Here is an 18,811-nt window from a genome sequence, read left to right as displayed (position 1 = left end):
AGCGGGGGCCGGCGGGTGGGTTTCTCGCCGCCCGTCTGGACGCCGGGGCGGTGCGGGATCGGTACGACCTGCGCCTGGCCTATCTGTCGGCCGCGCTCGACCTGACCGCCGGATTGCCGCCGTACGGACGATCCCCCGCGCGCGACGGGGCGTCCGTCGCCGACCTGCAGGATCTGTTCGAGAGCCTCGTGCGCCGGACCGGCAACGGCGCCCTGCTCGACGCCTATTATCGCGTCGACAGCCAGTTGAGGCCGTTCCGGAGCGCCGAGCGCCGGATTTTCGCGGACCTGGACACTGAGGCGGACGATCTTCTTGAGCGGGCCGCGACTCGGGCCAATGGCGACCTCCGCGAAGGCCTGCGCGCCTATCATTATCGACGCGGCCGCTCAGCGGCGCTGCTGTCCATGGACCTCGCGGGTCATCCGGGCGGGGAGGGCGGCGAGGACGAGCGGCCATGATCCTTCGGCTGATCCTGCTCGTTGCGGGGCTGGCGGCCGGTCTCCAGCTGGCCACCCAGACTTTCGCCTGGACCTATCGCCATGATCCCGTCCTGGGCGGCGGATGGACCGTGTCCGAAGAGGTCCGGGTTTATCCCCCGTGGCGTATCCTCAGCTGGCGCAGGCAGTTCGGGACATCCGAGCCGGAGGCCTTCTCGTCCAGCGCCTTCCTGATCCTGCTGGGGGTGATGGGCGGGCTGGGCGCGGGGATGCTCACGCATGGCGACGGGTCGCGCCGACGCATCCGGGGATGGGGCGGACTGGCCGAGGCCAGGGCCGCCGGCCTCCTCGCCGGCGCGGGTTGCGCCCTGGGAGAACTGAATGGGCGTCTGCTCGCCACCGTCGACATGCGGCCGAGCCTGGTGACGGGGGGCACGCGATCGGGAAAGGGGAGGGGCCATGTCACGCCGACGCTCCTGCTGTGGAGCGAGAGCGTGCTGGTCCACGATCCCAAGAGGGAGCTCTGGCGCGAGACGGCCGGCTGGCGGTCGGGCTTCTCTCATGCCCTCTATTTCGACCCGCGCGATCCAGCGTCCGCCCGCTGGAATCCGCTGGCGGAAATCCGGCCCGGCCCCGGGGAGCTGGCCCAGGTCCAACGGCTGGTCTCGATCCTCGCCGACCCGGGGGGCGTCCGGGATGACGAGGCGATCTGGGACAAGGCGGCCTCGGAAATCCTGGAAGCAGTGATCCTGCATGTCCTCTACACGGCCGAGGACGCCGACAAGACGCTGCTGAAGGTCCGCGAACTGCTCGCCGACCTGGACGACACGGCCGACGTGATGGTCAAGGCCCTGCATCGGCCGGGCCCTGCCGGCGAACCTGAAACCCATCCCTTCGTCAGGACGGCCGTGCGGGGCTATGCCGCCATGCACGACCGGTTCCGGACATCGGTCCAGGGCACGGCCCGATCCTATCTGAAGTGGCTGGCGGGCGACGACGTCGAGCGCGCGCTCTCGGCCTCGGACTTCAGCCTGGGCGACCTGATGTGCGCCGAGGCGCCGGTCTCCCTCTACATCCAGGTCGCGCCGGCGGACGCGGCGGCGCTGCGGCCCCTGGTGCGGCTCCTGTTCTACGCCGCCGCCCAAGCCCTCACCGTGGACGAGGCAAGGGACGCCGCGGGCCGGCCGAAGCGCCGCCGGCTCCTGATGTTGATGGACGAGTTTCCCTTGCTGGGGCGCGTCAGCTTCTTCGAGAAATCCCTGCGGCTGCTGAGCGGCTACGGGGTGAAGGTGATGTTCGTCGCCCAGTCGCTCAACGACATCGTCGAGACCTACGGCGCCAACAATACGATCCTAGACAACTGCGCCATCTATACAGCCTTCTCCGCGCTGGATCCGCTGACCCAGGACAAGGTCTCCAAGCTCACCGGGACGATCGGAGAGACCCGTGAAAGCCGCAGCGGGCCCGCCGGCTTGGCGGCCGGGCGCAGCGCCGTGTCGCGGTCCCAGATCGACCGCCCGCTGCTCGAGCCGGGCGAGGTGCGCGCGCTGCCCGACGACCTCCAGCTGATCTTCGCGGCGGGTCAACGACCGCTGCGGACCCGCAAGCTCCAGTACGATCGGCGCCGGCCTTTCCGGGCGAGGGCCGCTGCGTCGCCGCCCGACCAGGCCGCCGGCGTCGATGCGCCGACGCCCGCGCCGCATCCGTGGGCCGGCCGCCGCGGCCTCGGTGTGGACGCCGAAGCCGCCCTGCCGCTGTTCAAGGAGATCGTCGCGGCGATGGACGACAAAAAGGTCGCCGCCCGCGCCGCGGACATCTACGGCCGCGTGGCCCAGGAGATGGCGGCGCAGGACGCCGTCCTGGATCATCTGAAAGGGCAGGGCGATGGTTAGGCGCGCCCCGGTGCAGACCTGCCGCGTGCAGGTCTATCTCAGCGATCCCAAGATCATCGCCGGTCTCAGCCGTGAAGCGCGGTCGGGCCGCGTGTCGATCAGTCAGGCCGCCGGACACGCCATAGCGCGGGGCCTTCAGGGCAATCCAAGGGCCGATCCCGACGACCGGCTCCTGACGCTCGAGCAATCCCTCAGGGGCCATATGCGCTCGACCCGGCAGGACATGCAGATCATTCAGGAACTGGTGGTGGAGGTCGCCCGAGCGCTGTTCGTCCGGCTCCCGGACGGTGTCGGCGAGCAGGATCCCACGGTGCAGGCGGCCGTCGACCGGCGCATCGAGCGGATGCTTGACGACACCGCGGCGCGGATCGTGTCGGGCAGGTCGGAGCGCGATCCCTCCGGCCGGGAGCCGGAGGGGCGGTCGTTCGAGGCGGCGAACTGACATGGCGGCCCATCCCCTGATCGCGGAACGCAAGCTGGAGGCGCTACGTCACGCCCTCGGCGAGGTCGTGCTGGCCGCGCTGGTCGATCCGGAGGTGGTCGAAATCCTCGCCAATCCCGATGGGCGGATCGTCCTGGATCGCGTCGGGCGAGGCCGCGCCGACACCGGTGCGCGCCTGTCCGTGGAAGGGCGCGAACGCGCCATCCGCCTGATCGCCGACTATGTCGGCGAAGTCGTGACCCGCGACGACCCTCGCCTCTCGGGCGTGCTGCCCGCGACCGGCGAACGCTTCCAGGGCCTGCTCCCGCCGGTTTCGCCAGCGCCGGCCTTTTCCATCCGCAAGCGCCCGGCCGTGATCTGGACCCTAGCCGACTATGTGCGCGACGGCGTCATGACGGCCGGGCAGGCCGAAGTCCTCGCCCAGGCCGCCCGCGAGCGGCGCAACATCCTGATCTCCGGCGGTACGGGATCGGGAAAGACCACCCTGGCCAACGCCATCCTGGCCGAGCCGGCCTTCGCCGACGATCGGGTGTTTCTCATCGAAGACACCGCCGAGCTGCAGTGCTCCTCCTGGGACACGGTTTCTGTCCTGACGCGCCGGGCCCCCGTCGCCATCGGCGTCGCCGACCTGGTACGCGACGCCCTGCGGATGCGTCCGGACCGGATCGTCGTGGGGGAGATGCGCGACGGCGCGGCCGCCCTGGAGACGCTGAAGAGCTGGAACACGGGCCATCCGGGCGGGCTCTCGACCCTCCACGCCAACTCCGCCGAAGAGGCGCTGCGCCGGATCGAGGATCTGGCGCTTGAGATCGCCGCGGCCCCGCCGCGTCGCACCATCGGCCAGGCGGTGGACGTCATCGCCCATATCCGGCGCTCGCCGGAGGGACGGCGGCTTGAGGCGGTGATCGCCGTGAATGGCGCTTCGGACAGGGGATACGCGGTCGTGCGTCTGGCCTGAAGGCTCCTCAAACGACTTCGAGATCGTCGTGGCCGGAAAACGGCTGGCAATTCAGAATCTTGTGCCGACTTATCTCAAGTCGAAGCAAGTCGTCATGGTGTCACGACAGCAAGTCGTTTCAAGTTACTATCTAAGTTATTACGAGTTGAAGTGTAGTCTATTTAAAGTCGTGCAGGGTTTGTTTATTTTGATGTTGACAACCGTTGGATAAATTTGCTTGCAATGAGTCGAGGCGCGGTGACACGTGCTGAACACAAGGAAAGCAAATCATGCAACGGAGACTTTGGCGCCACCTGTTCGGCGCGACGATGATGCTTGGCCTGGCGCTCGCCGGGCCGGCGCTGGCCGGAGGTTCGGGCATGCCGTGGGAAGGCCCGCTCCAGCAGGTCGTCCAGTCGATCACGGGACCCGTGGTCCAGGCGGCGGCCGTCGTCGCCGTGGTGATCTTCGGCGCGGGCATCGCCATGAGCGAGAACGGCTCCTCGATGCGCCGGGGGTTGGGCATCATGTTCGGCCTCTCGATCGCCTTCGCCGCCTCCACCTTCTTCCTCGACTTCTTCGGCTTCGCCGGAGGGGTGGAGATCGCCTGATGGCGTCGCGGTCCGAAGAACGCCCCGAAGGCTGGGACCTGCCCGTGGCCCAGGCTCTGGCCGAGCCGGTTCTGATGGCCGGCATGCCGCGGGACTACGCCATCGCCATGGGCACCATCGCCGTCGTGCTGGGATTGGCGCTGCGCATCTGGTGGCTGGGCCTGCTGTGGTGGGCGGTCGCCCACGCCATCGGCCTCTGGGCCGCGCGATCGGACCGGCGCTTCTTCGACGTTCTACGGCGCCATCTGGCCCTGCCGGGCCATCTGGACGGGTGAGGCGGCGATGCGGTTCCTCGACGAGCACCGGCGCCGGCCCGCTGCCCTCGCGGACCACCTGCCCTGGGCGGCCCTCGTGGCGCCCGGCGTGGTCCTCAACAAGGACGGCTCCTTCATGGCGGGCTTCCGCTTCCGCGGGCCGGATCTGGAGTCCTCCACCGAAGAGGAGTTGATGGCGGTCCGCGCGCGCCTGAACAACGCCCTGCGCCGGCTGGGCACCGGCTGGTGCCTGCACGTCGAGGCGCACCGTCGGACAGCGGCGCCCTATCCGCAGAGCGACTTCGACCTCGGCGTCGCCTGGCTGCTCGACGAGGAACGCCGCAGCCGCTTCGAGACCGCCGATCCGGCCTTCGAGACCGATCATCGGCTGGCCCTGACCTGGCTGCCGCCCGCCGACGAGACCCGACGCCTGGAGCGCTGGCTGTTCGATGGTCTGGCCAAGAACGGCGCCGACTGGCGGATGGCGCTCGACGCCTTCATCCGGGAGGCGGACGCGATGTTCGACCTGCTGTCGGACGGCCTGCCGGAGATCCGTCGGCTCGACGACGCCGGTGTCCTTTCCTGGCTTCATGACTGCGTGTCACCCCGGTCATTCCGGGTCCGTCCCCCGGACACGCCGATGTTCTTGGACGGCTGGCTGGCGGACGCGGCCCTGACCGGAGGGATTGCGCCCAGGCTCGGCGAACGGTGGCTCAAGGTCGTCTCGGTGCGCGGGCTGCCGTCCGTGACCCGGCCGGGTCTGCTGGACGCCCTGGGCGCTCTTCCATTCGACTATCGCTGGACCGCACGCTGGATCGGGCTCGACAAGCCCGAGGCGGAGCGCGAGATCGTCAAGCTGCGCAAGCGCTGGTTCGCCAAGCGAAAAGGCGTCGGCGTGCTATTGCGCGAGGCCATAATCAAGGAGGAGGTGCCGCTCCTCGATACCGACGCCGCCTCCAAGACGGAGGAGTGCGACGGCGCCCTGGCCGCGTTGGGCGCCGAAAGCTGCGCCTTCGGCTATCTGACGCTCACGGTGTCTGTCCTCGACGCGACCGAGGAGGGCGCGACGGCCAAGGCCCGGGCGATCGAGGCCGCGCTGAACGCCCAGGGCCTGATGGCCCGCATCGAGGATCTCAACGCCGTCGAGGCCTGGCTCGGGTCGATGCCGGGCGAACCCTATGCCGATATTCGCCGGCCGCTGGTGTCCACCCTAAACCTGGCCGACCTGCTGCCCATTTCGGCTGTCTGGGCGGGTCCGTCGGAAGACGCCTGCCTCGGCGGCCCGCCTCTTGCGACGGCGCGCACGACCGGATCGACGCCGTTCCGCCTCGCGCTCCATGTCGGGGACGTCGGCCATGCGATGGTCGTGGGACCGACCGGCTCGGGGAAATCCGCGCTGCTGGCCTTTCTCGCCCTGCAATGGTTCCGGTATCCGGACGCGCGCGTGGTCTTTTTCGACAAGGGCCGCTCCGCTCGCGCCGCCACTCTGGCGGCGGGCGGGCGCTGGCGCGCGATGGAGCCGGGCGCGGGTCTCTCGCTCCAGCCGCTGGCGGGCATCGATCGCGATGACGCGCGCGCCTGGGCCTCGGAATGGCTCGCCGAAACGGTTCGGCTGGCGGGGCTGGAGCCCACGCCCCGCGTCCGGGAGGAAATCTGGGCCGCCCTCGCCGCCCTGGCCGACGCGCCGGTCCCGCAACGGACCCTGACCGTGTTCTGCGCCCTGGTGCAGGATCGCGCCGTCGCCGCGGCCCTCGAACCCCTTACGCTGAAGGGACCGCACGGCTCCTTGTTGGACGGGGAGGGGGCGGCTCTGGGGACGAGCCGGTTCGACACCTTCGAGCTCGAGACCCTGATGGCCACGCCGTCGGCGGTGGCCCCGGTGCTGTCGGCCCTGTTCCGGGAGCTGGAGCAGGGTTTCGACGGCCGGCCGACGCTTCTGATCCTGGACGAAGCCTGGCTGTTCCTTGGCGAGACGGCCTTCGCGGCGAAGATCCGGGAGTGGCTGAAGACCCTGCGCAAGAAGCGGGTGGCGGTGGTGTTCGCCACCCAGAGCCTCGACGACGTGGCCGCCTCCGCCATCGCCGCCAGCCTGATCGAGAGCTGCCCGACACAGGTGTTCCTGCCGAACCCGCGCGCGATGGAGCCGTCTTCGGCCGAGCTCTACCGGGGCTTCGGATTGAATCGGCGGCAGTTGGAGCTGATCGCCTTCGCCCCGCCCAAGCGGTCCTACTACTGGCGGCAGCCCCGGGGGCGGCGACTGTTCGACCTGCGTCTGACGGGCGTGGCCCTGGCCCTGTGCGGCGCCGGGACGCCCGAGGACCAGACGCTCATCGACGACGTGCTGGCCCGATCCGGCGAGACCGCCTTCGCCCGCGAATTCCTCAAAGCCAAGGGAGTGCAGAATGTGGATTCCGTTTTCGACGCCTTCGACCCGCCGCTCGCGGCGGAGTAGGGCGATCAGCTTCGCCGTCGCCGGCCTGCTCGCCGCGGCGGCTCCAGTTCCGGCCGGGGCCCAGCAGGTGGTGTTCGACCCGCGCAATCACCTGGAGAACGCGCTGCAGGCCGCGCGACAGCTGGAGAGCCTCGCCAACGAGGCCCGCAGCCTGGCCGCCTCGCCCTACAGCCATCTGGCGGGCAGTAGTCAGTCGCTGCGCGACATGGCCGAGCTGGCGCGCACGGCGCGCGGCCTGGCGACCTCGGTCAGCGGCCTGGAGCGCCAGTTCGAGACCTTTTATCCGGACGATCTGGCCGGCGCGGACGTCCTGCGCCTGCTGGAGCAGAGCGGGGCGCGCACCGCGAACGCCCGGCGCACCGCCGAGGATCTGGCGCGGACGGCGGCGGAGCTGGAGCGGCTGGGCGGGAGTCGCGGCGCCCGGGTGGCCGGTGCGCTGGGCGCCAGCCAATCCGCCGCGGGACAGACCGCGGCCGTGCAGTCGACCAATCAGCTGCTCGCGGTTCTCGCCGAGGACCTGGCGGCGCTGCGCACCCTGATGCTGGCCCAGTCGCGACTGATGGCGGAGGCCACGGCGCGGGAGGCGGCCGACCGCGCATCCGGCGAAGCGGCCCGCCGCCAGCGCTGGGCCGGCGCGGGGGGCGTCCCCGTCGCGCCGGCGTTCGATCCCTTCGCGCGCGCCCGGGACTGATCGCCATGGCCTCGGTCAGCATGGACACGCCCAACGACCTGATGGTGGTGTTCTCGAACACCGTCTCGGCGGGCTTCGACGCCTTGTCCGGCGCCGTCAACGGCGTGTTCGGCCTGTTGATCGTGCTCGTCGTCGCCCTGACCGGCATCCAGTGGGCGCTCTCCTCCAACCGGGAGGTTCTCGCCGCCGGCTTCGGCAAGGTGCTGCTCATTGGGATTTTCGCCTGGCTGATCAACGACTGGCAGGCCTTATCGGAGACGATCTACGCCGGCTTCCTGGAGCTGGGTCTGGTCGCGGGCGGGGGCTCGCTTTCGCGGGCCGAGTTCCTCAACCCGGGGGCTGTGCTCCAGCAGGGCTGGGAGATCGTCAAGGCGCTGGGCGAGACCCCGGCGCCGGTCGACAACCCCCTGGACGTGGTGGGCAACATGGCCGACGCCCTGATCCTGGGCCTGGCCATGATCGGCATCCTGCTGGCCTTCGCCATTCTCGCCCTGCAGATCATCGTCTCCCTGCTGGAGTTCAAGATCGTCACCCTGGGCGGATTCATCCTGCTGCCGTTCGGCATCTGGTCGAAGTCCGCCTTCCTGGCCGAACGGCCGCTGGGCTACGTCGTCTCCTCCGGTCTGAAGGTCCTGGCCCTCGCTATCGTCGTCTCGGGGGCGCGGACGGTGTTCGACCAGCTCCAGCCCTCGGCCAATCCGGACATCTACGAAGCCCTCACCATCCTCGTCGCCTCGATGCTCCTGGCCATGCTGGCGATGTTCATCCCGAACCTCGCCTCGGCCCTCGTGACCGGCGGGCCCGCCCTCGGGGCGGGCGGAGCCCTGAACGGAGCGCTCGCCGTGGGCGGCGCCGGCGCCCTGGGCGCGGCCGGGATCGCGGGAGCCGGCGCCCTGATCGGTGGGGGCGCGGCGCGACTGGCGGGTCCGGCGCGGGCGGCGGCCGGGGCGATCGGCGGACGGGCGCCCCCGACTTCGCCGCCCTCCTCCTCACCGCCTTCCGGGCCGGGACAGGGCGGTGGCGGCCTGTCGACCCCGCCGCCTTCGAACGACAACGGGTCGATGCGGCGGAGCGCCGGCGCGGTCCGTCCAGCAGCTCCGGCTCCGGCGTCCGGCCCAGGTGTCGCGGAGCCGGCCCGGGCGTGGTCCCAGCACCCGGCCGCCGCCGAGGCCGAGTCCGGCTCGGAACGTGCGGGGCCGGGGGAGGGAGCGCCCGGCGCCGCCGCCGGCCGGCCCGCCGCTGTCCGCGACGCGGAGGCCCGGGCCGCCCGATCGGACTTCCACCGCGCCGTCTCCGCCTCGGACTCCGCGTCCTCACGCTCGCGACCGCCGGGACGGGCGGCGGCGCTCCAGGCCTTCTTCGTCGCCAACACCGGACGAACCTTGATGCCCGCAGGCGAGACCAGTGGCGTCCTGTCCCCCAACCTCCGTACAGAGGAGACCTGATATGCATCCGTTCTTCCGTCCGAAGCGGGCCTTGGCGGCCGCGCCGGAGGCGACCCCGTGGCGTCGCGCCGGTCAGATGTGGGACGACCGCATGGGATTGTCGCTGGCCCATGCGCGCAACTGGCGTCGGATCGCCGTCGCCAACCTGGTCCTGGCCGGCTTCCTCGGCGCGGGCTGGTGGGCCCAGGCCGAGCGCGCCGTGGTGAAGCCCTTCGTGGTGGAGGTTTCGGACTACGGCGAGACGCAGCGGATCACCGCCATCGGCGGCCGCTACGAACCCAACGAGGCCCAGATCGCCCACGCCCTCGCCGGCTGGGTCCGGGACGTCCGCTCCAAATCGATCGACCCGATCGTCATCCGGCAGAATTGGCTGCGGGCCTACGACCTTCTGACGCCGAAGGCGGCGGGCTTTCTGAACGCATGGGCGCAGACCCACGACCCCTTCGCCGAGGCCGGACGCGAGGCCGTGAACGTCGAGATCCTCAATGTGGTCCGCCGGTCCGGCCGCACCTTCGATCTGCAATGGCGCGAAACCCGCTTCGTCAACGGCCAGGCCGCCGGCTCCGAGCGGTGGCGCGCGCTGATCACCACCACCCTGCAACCCCCGCGCACGGAAGCCGAACTCCTGCGCAACCCCCTGGGATTGAAGATCGAGGATGTGTCATGGACCCCCGACGCCTCCTGATCCTCGCGCTCGCCGGCGCGACGCTGTCCGGCTGCGCGATCCTGCGAGAGCCTGTCGCACCGTCGTCGGCGCCCGCCGAAACCCTGATCGAGGCGGCGTCGCCGCTGCAGCAATTGGACGCTTCCGAGGACCTGGCGCCGACGACGACCCATCTGGAGCCGGCGGCCGCCTCAGCGCCGGAGGCGGACGGCGCGCGGCCCTATCTGGCGGAAGCGCCGCCGCCGCAAGCGGCCTCCGATCCGACGCCGGCGCCGCCGGCGCTGACCGGCCGCAGGGCGATCGCCGAAGCCAACAGCGCGGCGAGCGCGCCGTCCCGGTCGGACCGGTTTCAGGGCGGGGTCCAGATTTTCGCCTGGGAGCCCGGGCGGGTCTTCGAGGTGTGGACCGCGCCGCTCCGGGTGACGACCCTGACGCTCGGACCGGGCGAGACCCTCATCGCCAAGGCGGCGGGCGACACCGTCCGTTGGCAGATCGGCGAGGCCGCGTCCGGGGAGGGGCCGGACCGCCGCGTCCATGTGCTGCTCAAGCCGCTCGAACGCGGCCTGGAGACCAACCTGGTCCTGACCACCAACCAGCGCGTCTATCTCGTCGATCTGCGCAGCGGGGCCGCCGACGCCTTTAACGCCGCCGTCGCGTGGGACAGCTCGCCGACCTTCGGCGTCGATGTCGGATCGGCACCCATCGCTTCCGAGCCGCGCGTGCGGGCGCCGGACCCGGTCGTCCTGCCGGAATGGCCGCTCGACGCCCGATACCGGCTCGAACCCCAGGGACGACGTCCGCGATGGACGCCCTCGGCGGTGTTCAATGACGGCCGACGCACCTTCATCGCCTTCCCGGCCGATCTGCAGGTCGGCGAAGCGCCCGCCCTGTTCGCCATCGCCCCCGACGGCGAGGCGCAGCTCGTCAACTACCGACAGGCCGGCGGCCTGTTCATCGTCGACCGCGTGCTCGATCGCGCCGAACTGCGGCTGGGCGACCGCAGGCCGCAGGTGGTCCGCATCCGTCGTCTTCAAGGAGCCCGTCCATGACCGAGACGCCCTCGCCATCCGCCCCCGTTCCAGCGCCGGGCGAGAGCGCCGCGCCACGCGCGTCCAAGCATCCGGCGCCGGAACTCGCCAGTCGGGCGCCCCGCCCGAGCGTGGTGCGTCTGCGCAAGTCCGTCGTCCAGATCTTCGTTATCGGCGGGGTCGTCCTGATCTCCGGGTCTCTGGCCTGGGCGTTCGTGGTGCAGCCGGAACTGCGGCAAGGCACCCGCGCTCGCGCCGAGGCCGCGCGCGAGGACGAGACCCGCGGGGTCGTCCGTCCGGCCGAGGTCGTCACCGAACAGCCGGCCAGCTATGACCGTCTGCCGGCGCCGCGTTCATCCGCTGAGCCGAGCGAGGTCGGCGGCGCGCCGGTCGAGCCTTCCGAGCCGCCGGCCGCCCCGCCGGTCTACCGCGCCGCGGTCGAGCCCCGTGGTCCCGCGCCCGGCGAGCTGGCGCGCCGCTCCGGGCTGTTCTTCACCGAGGTCCGCGACGGCGCTGCGGCCGCGCCGGCCCCAGCTGGAGCGGAGCGTCCGTCTCCGGCCGCCGTCGGCGCGGCCGGCGCGGACTATGGTGCCACCTACAACGGCCATGTGTTGACCGCGCCCCTGTCACCCTATGAACTGAAGGCCGGGGCGATCATCCCCGCCGCCTTGCTGACTGCGATCGATACGGCCCGGGCGGGTCCGGTGATCGCCACGGTCACCCAGAACGTCTACGACACCGTCAGCGGCCGCCACCTGGTGCTCCCGCAGGGGACGCGGCTGATCGGCCGGCATGAGGGCGAGAGCGCCTACGGGGATCGGCGCGCCTTCCTGACCTGGGACCGGCTCATCCTCCCCAACGGCAAGAGCCTGGTCCTGACCGGCGAGCCCGGCGTCGACGCTCAGGGCACCGTCGGCGTGCGGGGCTCGGTCGACCGTCGCCTCTTTCCCTTGCTGGTCGGGACGCTGTTCGCCGGCGCGATCACCACGCTCGGGCAGATCGCCCGCGACGACGACGGCGGCGGCGGCCTTCTCGGCGACGCCGGCGACGCGGCGGCCATCGAGGGCGCGCGCGTCGGCGGCCGCCTGATCGACCGGGAACTGGAGGTTCGCCCGTCCATCCGCCTGCGGGCCGGCGCCTCCGTGCGGGTGATGATCACCCGCGACCTCATCCTCGAGCCGTACCAGCTATGAGCCCGCTCGCTAATGGAAACCGCTGGTGCGTGACGGGCGTCGCCGTGTTCGCCCTCGGCTGTCTTGCGCTGGTCGCCCATAACGTTCCGGCGCTGGCGCTCGTCAACGAGAGCCCGAGCCTGCCCGAGGGTCTGTACGCCCGACGGTTCGGCGCGGAAGTCGAGCGGGGCGGCGTGGTGGCCATCCCCCAGCCGACCGCGGCGCGGGCCTATCTCGCCGATCTGGGCATGCCCGGGGACGTGGCGCTCATCAAACGGGTCGCGGCGGCGGGCGGCGACCGGGTCTGCGTGGAAGGGGCGCAGGTGCGTACGCCGGACGGCGTCCGGACGGTCCGCACCCACGATCGCCGCGGCGCCGTCCTGCCGCGCTGGTCAGGATGCCGACGGCTCGCGCCGGACGAACTCTTTCTGCTCGGCGACACCCCCGGGAGTTTCGACAGCCGATACTTCGGGCCCGTTGGGCGCTCCGAGGTGCTCGGCGTCTATCAGGAGGTGCTGAGATGGTGAGATCTATCCTTTGCGCGGCGGCGCTCTTCGCCCTGGGCGCGCCGGCCTCCGCCCAGTCCGTGGACTGGGACGCGGCGGGCGGCGACCTGTTCGGTCGCACGATGGCCGAGGCCGGGCCGGGGCCGGACGCCGCCGGGGAAGGCGACGCGCCACGCCTGGCCGCGCTCAGCCAGCCCTTCCAGGCCGAGATCGCCCGCGCGGCGGCGGCCCACGGACTGGACGAGAAGCTTCTGCACGCGCTGGTCCTCACCGAATCCGCCTATCAGCCCGGGGCCCTGTCCCCGGCGGGCGCGGGCGGACTGACCCAGCTCATGCCGGATACGGCCCGCGAGCTCGGGGTGGACGATCGCTTCGATCCGATACAGAATTTGCGCGGTGGCGCCGATTATCTCGCCCGCCAGCTGCTGCGCTTCGGCGATCTGCGCCTTGCTCTGGGCGCCTACAACGCCGGGCCCGGTCGCGTGGCGCGGCTCGGCCGGGTCCCGGACATCGCCGAGACCCAAGCGTATGTGGTCTCGGTCATCGACTGTTACCTGGCGCTGACGGCGGGCCAGGCCCCGCGAAACCGTCGTCATTGCCGTCCGCGCGTGCAACCATGATCGGGCAAGGGGTCAGAGAGGACGCGGGCGCCGGCGGCGGCGCAGACGACCTTCTGACGCGGGCTGAAGCCTCCGCCTTCCTGTCTCAGCTCGGCATCCAGCTGAAGCCGGCGAGCCTCGCCCGGCTTTGGTCGACGGGATCGAACGGACCGCCGTGCCGGCATATCCGTTCCAAGCCCTATTATCCTCGCGGGCTCCTGCGCGACTGGGCGCGCAGCCAGATCACCGACGTCCGGACCGGGGCGCCGCCGGCCGCCCGGAGCCGGCGGCGTGGCTAGGGCCGGTGTCACAGCCGCCCAGGTTCTCGCCGACCCTGCGGCCAGCTACGCATTGAAAGCCGTCCTTGTGGCCTGGCGCCGACGGGACCCCGTGGATGCGGCGAACGACGCCCGCCTGCTGCGCGACGTTCTGGAAGGCGCAGCGGATCAGAGACTTGGGGGCCGACATGACGACCGATAGTGAAGACTCGCCTGACGTCGGGGGCAAGGACGACCGCTTGCTGTCCTGGGATCAGGTCGAACGGATCGCCAGCATCAGCCGCTCGACCGCCTGGCGGATGGAGCGGGACGGGGCCTTCCCGCGTCGCGTCCGCGTGTCGCCGGGCCGCGTCGGATGGTGGGAGAGCGAACTGACCCTGTGGAAGCGGAGCCGGTCAGGGCGGATCCCGCCGCCGCCGCCGCGAAAGGGCGCCCGAGTCCCAAGGTTACCGGGAATGGCTCGCTCAATGCCACGTCCGGCGCCGGAGCCGACGCCGGCCGCGCCCGCCGCAGCGGATCCGCTTCCAAGCAAAAAGGCCCGGCGCCGACCAACGGACCCTGGCATCCAGATCGACTTCGGCTTCTAGGAACGCTGGCCGTTTTCTCGGGGCGTCCAGACGGGCGATTCATACTCCCCTCGAGTACCTTGCGGTCGTGCACTAGCCGCTTTACAAGGCCGCTTCCTGTTGGGGAGTAGCTTCCGGCCGCGATCGCCGGGGTCGGGTCAACACGCTCGCGCATCTGCGCGTGGTCCGATCAGCGGTCATGCCGCCTAACGAGACCAGCGCATCCGACGCCGCACCGGCCGGCGTGGGGTCGCGTGGTCCCGTGCCCGGTGGAGACTCCCATGACGCCTGGCGCCATCGCCGTCCTGTCCCTCAGCATGTCGACGGACGCCTTCGCCGCCGCCGTGGGTCGAGGCGCATCCCACCGACCCAGCTTGGCGGGCGCCGTTCGCGCCGGCGCCGTGTTCGGCGTGATCGAGGCGGTGACACCCGTCATCGGCTGGGCGCTGGGTCTCGTGGCCGCCGGTCTGGTGGAAAGGATCGACCACTGGATCGCCTTCGTCCTGCTCGTCGCCGTCGGTGTAAAGATGATCTGGGAGGCAACCCGGGACACGGCGGCGGGAAGAGAGGAGTCCGCCCGTCGATCAGGGCCCTGGGCGCTGGTCGCCACGGCGGTCGGGACTAGCATTGACGCGGCCGCTGTCGGCGTGGGTCTTGCCTTCCTCGGGGCCAATATCTGGATCATCGCATTGTCGATCGGCCTGACGACCTTCGTCCTGACCACGACAGGGATGCTGATCGGCCGCGCCGTCGGAGGGCGGTTCGGCAAGCCGCCGAGTTGATCGGGGGGCTGGCGCTCATCGCCCTCGGATCGGTCATTTTGTTCGAGCATCTCACGGCCTGAGGCTCGATGAAATATCAACTCTGACTTGTGTGGCCCGCCCGGTCTCGCTTACTAGGAGCGGGAGGCGAGGCATGGGTCATTTTCTGCATCGGTCGGAATGCCGCTCTTGGATCTATCCGTGGCGGTGTCCGGAGTGCACGTCGCCCATCTTCGTCTACCAGTGCACCTGCGGCAGCGGCGTCTTCTTCGAGAGCAATCAGCCGCCTTGGCCCCGGCATGACTGCGGGGCCGCGATCGTCAGGCAGTCCATGGCGGGCGCGGGCGGTTGGCTCAAGACGGGTCTCGACCCGGCGACCGGCAAGGGCAGGCCGTTCGCGTGCCTCAAGGGGTTCGTCGCCGTCGGTGGGGGGACGCCCGTCGATCTGCCCCCCGAGGCCCATCGGCCGCCGCCGCCCGTCGCGGTGGGCGTCAAGGCGATGGATCCGATGCCCGGTGAGGTCGAGAGCTTCATCGGTGTGGTGCGCGACGTGAAGGCCGACACGTCGCGGCTTGAGACGCTCTACCAGGGACTGGGCGATCTCGGGCGCAAGCTGCTCGATCTGCCGGCGCGCACCGCTGCCCGCCAGATCACGGTCGAGAAGAACGACCTCGATCCGATCGAGAGCTATACGGCGGTGACCTCCAGGGATCTCCTGTCCGGCATCGGCATCGGCATCGGCGTCGGCGTCGGCGTTGGTCAGATGGTCTGGGTCGAGCTGGAGGCGCGCCACGCGGCCGACCGGTCGGCCTGGGTGGTGACGAGCCTGGGCGATCTGGATTGAATGGCGGCGAGGGGATGGGCAACAAGGAATGGCCGGATGACTGGAAGGTCGGCAACGGATCGGCGCGGGTTGGCCTGTGGCTCGTGCTCGCGCCGGCCGCCGCGGTGCTGATCGGGACGGTCCTGAGAGCGGTCTGGCCGATAATCGCGAGCCGGCTTCAGTCCTGAGCTGTCGAAAGGTTCGGTCTTGCCGCCCGGACGGCGTGGACGGCCACGGTCGCGGTTGAGCCGATCAGGTCGGATCGGCTGCGAGCGACGCTGCCGCACGGGGAGACAGACTTACTGTTTCGAGATATTGCGCGAAGCAGGGGTCAAGGCGCGCTGATCCCGGCATCATGAGTTTCGCGACGATAAGCGGGCCGAGCGGGATCCTGGCGATGCGGCTTGGTCACGATGGTGCGGCTGGAGCGATCTGAGGTGTTGCGAAAGGACGTGGCGGGGTGAGCAATGTCGTCCATCTGTCGGACAGGGGCGAGGATCTGAGGGCGGACGATCCCGTCAAGAAGGCCCTGTATCCGCTGGCCAACCGCGCCATCGTCGCTCTGGAGGAAGACCCGTCAGAACATGTGCGGGCGCATCTGGTGGCCCCCACCGTGATGGCCGTGGCCGCCGCCGCGATGTTCAAATCGACGCTGGATCGGCCGCGAGGCGTGGCCATGTTGCGCGAGTTGGCGGAAATCCTGGAGCGGAATGACTTCGGTTCCATCCCGTGGGGACCCAAGCACCCGGATCACAAGCGGGCGATCCAGACCCTGATCGACGAGAAGCGGGCGCCGACCTACGATCCGGCCGATCAGGACGCCATGCTGTCGCTGATGGACGACATGGAGGCCGAGTTCACCCTGGCGATGGACCGTCTCGTCGAACGGTACCTGGACGCCGTCGAAACCGCCGACGAGTTCCTGCTGCACGGCTTCCTGATGCAGTTCATGATCAAGCGGTATGGTCGCATCGAGGAGCCGGAGGACGCCTGGTCGACGGTCAGGCACGCCGCCATCGATCAGGGTTGGATCGAGCCGTGAAGTCATCAGCGGAGGTCGAGCCCGGCCTGCGCCGGGTGGTGCTGATCGTGGCGATTCTGAACCTGGCCTATTTCGGCGTCGAGTTCTTCGTGGCGCGGACGATCGGCTCGGTGTCGCTTTTCGCGGACTCGATCGACTTCCTTGAGGACGCCGCGATCAATCTGCTGATCGGTCTGACCCTGATGACCTCGGTGGCGACCCGAGCGCGGGTCGGCAAGCTGCTGGCACTGGTCATCCTCGTGCCGACCGTCGCCACGCTCTGGACCGCCTGGGCCAAGTTTCAGGCGCCCGTCGCGCCGGAGCCGGTCTGGCTTTCCCTCACGGGCGCGGGGGCGTTGGCGGTCAATCTGACCTGCGCCTTCCTGCTGGTCCGCTTCCGCTCCAGCCGCGGCAGTCTGACCCGCGCCGCCTTTCTCTCCGCCCGCAACGACGCCTTGGCGAACGTCGCGATCGTCGCGACGGGTCTGATCACCGCCTTCCTGTGGCGCTCGGCCTGGCCCGATGTGGTGGTGGGTCTGGCGATCGCCGCGTTGAACGCGGACGCGGCGAGGGAAGTGTGGGAAGAGGCCAGGCAGGAACATCCGCGCGGAGAAACGAAGGTGAGAAATGGCTGAGCCGCCGCCGGACGCCCTCCAATCGTTGATCGATGATCCGAACGAGACGCTCGGAGCTGAATACAAGGCGGAGGTCGAGCTTGCGACGCCGCTTGGCCGGGCGAAACTGGCCCGACATCTCGCGGCCCTCGCCAACCACGGCGGCGGCTATCTGATCATCGGCTTCAATGACGAACTGAAACCGCAGGAGCCGCGTCCGGCGCTGCCCACGCGGGACGATGTCGGTCGAGTGGTGAAACGCTATCTCGAGCCACCGCTGCAATGTGACGTGCGAACGCTCCGAGACGCCGGACAACGGACCTATGGGGTGATCGTCGTCCCCGCCCACGGCGCGACGCCGGTGTGCGCGGCGGCTGACGGGCCGCAGGACGCAGCCGGGCGCGTTCAGGGGATCACTCGGGGCGTGCACTACATCCGCAAGCCAGGCCCCGAGAGCGCGCCATTGCTCACGTCGCAGGAATGGACGCCATTGATCCGCCGCTGCGCCCTGGCGGAACGCTCCAGCCTGTTGGGCGCCATCGAGGTGGCGCTACGGGGCAGCACTCAGGTCACGAGCCTGGACGCGGTTCTGGCGAGCTGGATCGATGCGGCGAGCGTGGCTTATTCCCGGGGCGTGGAGGCGAACCTTCCGGACAGAAGGATCGCGACGGCGCGTTTTCACTTCGCCTATGCGATCGAGACGCAAGGCGATCCCTTGAAGCTGTCGGACCTCTCAGGGGTGCTGCGACGCGTCGCGCATGAACTGGACCAGCAGGTTCACACAGGCTGGGGCATGTTCCATGTCTTCGACGGACCCATCGGCCCGCGCTTCAAGACGGATCCCCGTCTGGACGAAGGCGATCTGGAATTCCTCGAGATGAACCTGCTGGAGCAGGACAGCAAGGTCGGCATGACGGACCTGTGGCGGGTCACGGCGACAGGTTTGGCGAGCTTGCAGAGGGGCTATATCGAGGACACCCACTGGTGGAAGGACATTCCGCCCGGCCAGGTGTTCAGTCCCAATCAGATGGCGATGTCGGTCACCGAACTGGTTCGACACGCCTCCCTGTTCGCCCGCGAGTTCGGAGAAGCCACCCAGGTCCATTTCCGGTGTGAGTGGAGGGGATTGCAGGGTCGCCGGTTGCACGACTTTCATCATCCGTGGATGTTCTCGGGACACCCTGCCGCGGAGGACGCGCGGCGAGCGCGCGCCAGCGCCACGGTCGGAGCCCTGGAGGCCAGCTGGGCGGACGTCGCCGCCGAACTTGCCGGTCCCGTCGCGCGTGCGTTCGGCATCGGTCATCTGATGACGCCGGCCTGGTTCGTCGGACAAAGCGCTGCGTGGTTGCCGCGTTAGGCTCTCAGCCCGCTAGTGGAGCACTTCCCCGCCGACCGGATCGACCTGTCGCATCTGGCCGGCTGCGTCCTGGACGAAGACCTCGACCCGCTCGCCCCTGTCGATCAGCGTCGCGGCGCGGATCAACGCCGCTTCTATGGCGTCGACGCTGAAATCGAAACGGCCGGCGTCGCTGCCGTCGCGCAAAACCCGCCAGTCGCCGTCGCGTCGGAGCACGGTGAACTGAACCGGAGGATGGGAAGACGGCATGCAAGCCTCCCG

General features: G+C 70.1%; 22 protein-coding genes. 21 read left to right on the top strand and 1 reads right to left on the bottom strand.

What is annotated here, in order from left to right:
* From AC07XS_RS01035 to AC07XS_RS00935, 21 genes are all read left to right on the top strand, one after another.
* A partial coding sequence (locus tag AC07XS_RS01035; protein WP_182713207.1) for a hypothetical protein occupies positions 1–458 on the top strand: 458 nt, incomplete at its 5' end.
* A complete protein-coding gene (locus tag AC07XS_RS01030; RefSeq protein ID WP_182713206.1) occupies positions 455–2,329 on the top strand; it encodes a type IV secretory system conjugative DNA transfer family protein in 1,875 nt (624 codons plus the stop codon). The genes AC07XS_RS01035 and AC07XS_RS01030, both read left to right, overlap by 4 nt.
* A 25-nt stretch (positions 2,330–2,354) precedes the next feature.
* Entirely contained in the window at positions 2,355–2,771 is a 417-nt protein-coding gene (locus AC07XS_RS01025; protein WP_494732642.1) for a hypothetical protein, read from the top strand.
* A gap of 1 nt (position 2,772) precedes the next feature.
* Entirely contained in the window at positions 2,773–3,729 is a 957-nt protein-coding gene (gene trbB, locus AC07XS_RS01020; protein ID WP_182713205.1) for a P-type conjugative transfer ATPase TrbB, read from the top strand.
* 269 nt (positions 3,730–3,998) lie between these two features.
* Entirely contained in the window at positions 3,999–4,319 is a 321-nt protein-coding gene (locus tag AC07XS_RS01015; protein WP_182713204.1) for a TrbC/VirB2 family protein, read from the top strand.
* A complete protein-coding gene (locus AC07XS_RS01010; protein ID WP_182713203.1) occupies positions 4,319–4,594 on the top strand; it encodes a VirB3 family type IV secretion system protein in 276 nt (91 codons plus the stop codon). The genes AC07XS_RS01015 and AC07XS_RS01010 overlap by 1 nt, the downstream gene beginning before the upstream one ends.
* A gap of 7 nt (positions 4,595–4,601) precedes the next feature.
* Positions 4,602–7,025: a conjugal transfer protein TrbE gene (gene trbE, locus AC07XS_RS01005; protein WP_182713202.1), complete on the top strand. Its 2,424-nt coding sequence runs from the start codon at positions 4,602–4,604 to the stop codon at positions 7,023–7,025.
* Complete coding sequence (locus AC07XS_RS01000) at positions 6,976–7,716, top strand: TrbJ/VirB5 family protein (RefSeq protein ID WP_182713201.1); 741 nt, start codon at positions 6,976–6,978, stop codon at positions 7,714–7,716. Before trbE ends, AC07XS_RS01000 begins: the two co-directional genes overlap by 50 nt.
* Before the next feature lie 5 nt (positions 7,717–7,721).
* The gene (gene trbL / locus AC07XS_RS00995) at positions 7,722–9,161 is read left to right on the top strand and encodes a P-type conjugative transfer protein TrbL (protein WP_321207916.1); all 1,440 of its coding nucleotides are present in this window, start codon (positions 7,722–7,724) and stop codon (positions 9,159–9,161) included.
* A gap of 1 nt (position 9,162) precedes the next feature.
* Entirely contained in the window at positions 9,163–9,846 is a 684-nt protein-coding gene (gene trbF, locus AC07XS_RS00990) for a conjugal transfer protein TrbF (protein WP_182713200.1), read from the top strand.
* Positions 9,825–10,874 carry a TrbG/VirB9 family P-type conjugative transfer protein gene (locus tag AC07XS_RS00985; protein ID WP_182713199.1) on the top strand — a complete coding sequence of 350 codons (1,050 nt, stop codon included), beginning with the start codon at positions 9,825–9,827 and terminating at the stop codon, positions 10,872–10,874. The genes trbF and AC07XS_RS00985 overlap by 22 nt, the downstream gene beginning before the upstream one ends.
* Complete coding sequence (locus AC07XS_RS00980) at positions 10,871–12,046, top strand: TrbI/VirB10 family protein (RefSeq protein WP_182713198.1); 1,176 nt, start codon at positions 10,871–10,873, stop codon at positions 12,044–12,046. The genes AC07XS_RS00985 and AC07XS_RS00980 overlap by 4 nt, the downstream gene beginning before the upstream one ends.
* Positions 12,043–12,552 (top strand): S26 family signal peptidase, encoded by a 510-nt coding sequence (locus AC07XS_RS00975; protein ID WP_182713197.1) that lies wholly within the window; start codon positions 12,043–12,045, stop codon positions 12,550–12,552. The genes AC07XS_RS00980 and AC07XS_RS00975 overlap by 4 nt, the downstream gene beginning before the upstream one ends.
* Positions 12,546–13,151 carry a transglycosylase SLT domain-containing protein gene (locus AC07XS_RS00970; protein ID WP_182713196.1) on the top strand — a complete coding sequence of 202 codons (606 nt, stop codon included), beginning with the start codon at positions 12,546–12,548 and terminating at the stop codon, positions 13,149–13,151. The genes AC07XS_RS00975 and AC07XS_RS00970 overlap by 7 nt, the downstream gene beginning before the upstream one ends.
* Before the next feature lie 373 nt (positions 13,152–13,524).
* Complete coding sequence (locus AC07XS_RS00965) at positions 13,525–13,995, top strand: helix-turn-helix transcriptional regulator (protein WP_321207915.1); 471 nt, start codon at positions 13,525–13,527, stop codon at positions 13,993–13,995.
* Between the two features lie 260 nt (positions 13,996–14,255).
* Complete coding sequence (locus AC07XS_RS00960) at positions 14,256–14,756, top strand: manganese efflux pump MntP (protein ID WP_321207914.1); 501 nt, start codon at positions 14,256–14,258, stop codon at positions 14,754–14,756.
* A gap of 133 nt (positions 14,757–14,889) precedes the next feature.
* A complete protein-coding gene (locus tag AC07XS_RS00955; protein ID WP_182713193.1) occupies positions 14,890–15,579 on the top strand; it encodes a hypothetical protein in 690 nt (229 codons plus the stop codon).
* Positions 15,580–15,593: 14 nt separating this feature from the next.
* Entirely contained in the window at positions 15,594–15,746 is a 153-nt protein-coding gene (locus tag AC07XS_RS00950) for a hypothetical protein (RefSeq protein ID WP_182713192.1), read from the top strand.
* 272 nt (positions 15,747–16,018) lie between these two features.
* Complete coding sequence (locus AC07XS_RS00945; RefSeq protein ID WP_182713191.1) at positions 16,019–16,600, top strand: hypothetical protein; 582 nt, start codon at positions 16,019–16,021, stop codon at positions 16,598–16,600.
* Positions 16,597–17,214 carry a cation efflux transmembrane domain-containing protein gene (locus AC07XS_RS00940; RefSeq protein WP_182713190.1) on the top strand — a complete coding sequence of 206 codons (618 nt, stop codon included), beginning with the start codon at positions 16,597–16,599 and terminating at the stop codon, positions 17,212–17,214. Before AC07XS_RS00945 ends, AC07XS_RS00940 begins: the two co-directional genes overlap by 4 nt.
* Positions 17,207–18,550: an ATP-binding protein gene (locus tag AC07XS_RS00935; RefSeq protein WP_182713189.1), complete on the top strand. Its 1,344-nt coding sequence runs from the start codon at positions 17,207–17,209 to the stop codon at positions 18,548–18,550. The genes AC07XS_RS00940 and AC07XS_RS00935 overlap by 8 nt, the downstream gene beginning before the upstream one ends.
* Before the next feature lie 12 nt (positions 18,551–18,562).
* On the opposite strand, the gene AC07XS_RS00930 is transcribed toward AC07XS_RS00935, so the two are convergent.
* The gene (locus AC07XS_RS00930; protein WP_182713188.1) at positions 18,563–18,799 is read right to left on the bottom strand and encodes a DUF2188 domain-containing protein; all 237 of its coding nucleotides are present in this window, start codon (positions 18,797–18,799) and stop codon (positions 18,563–18,565) included.
* Positions 18,800–18,811: the final 12 nt, after the last annotated feature.

This window comes from Brevundimonas sp. GW456-12-10-14-LB3 (assembly GCF_059424365.1).
Note: the sequence above shows the minus strand (reverse complement) of the source record. Positions and strands in the feature narration are given on the sequence as shown.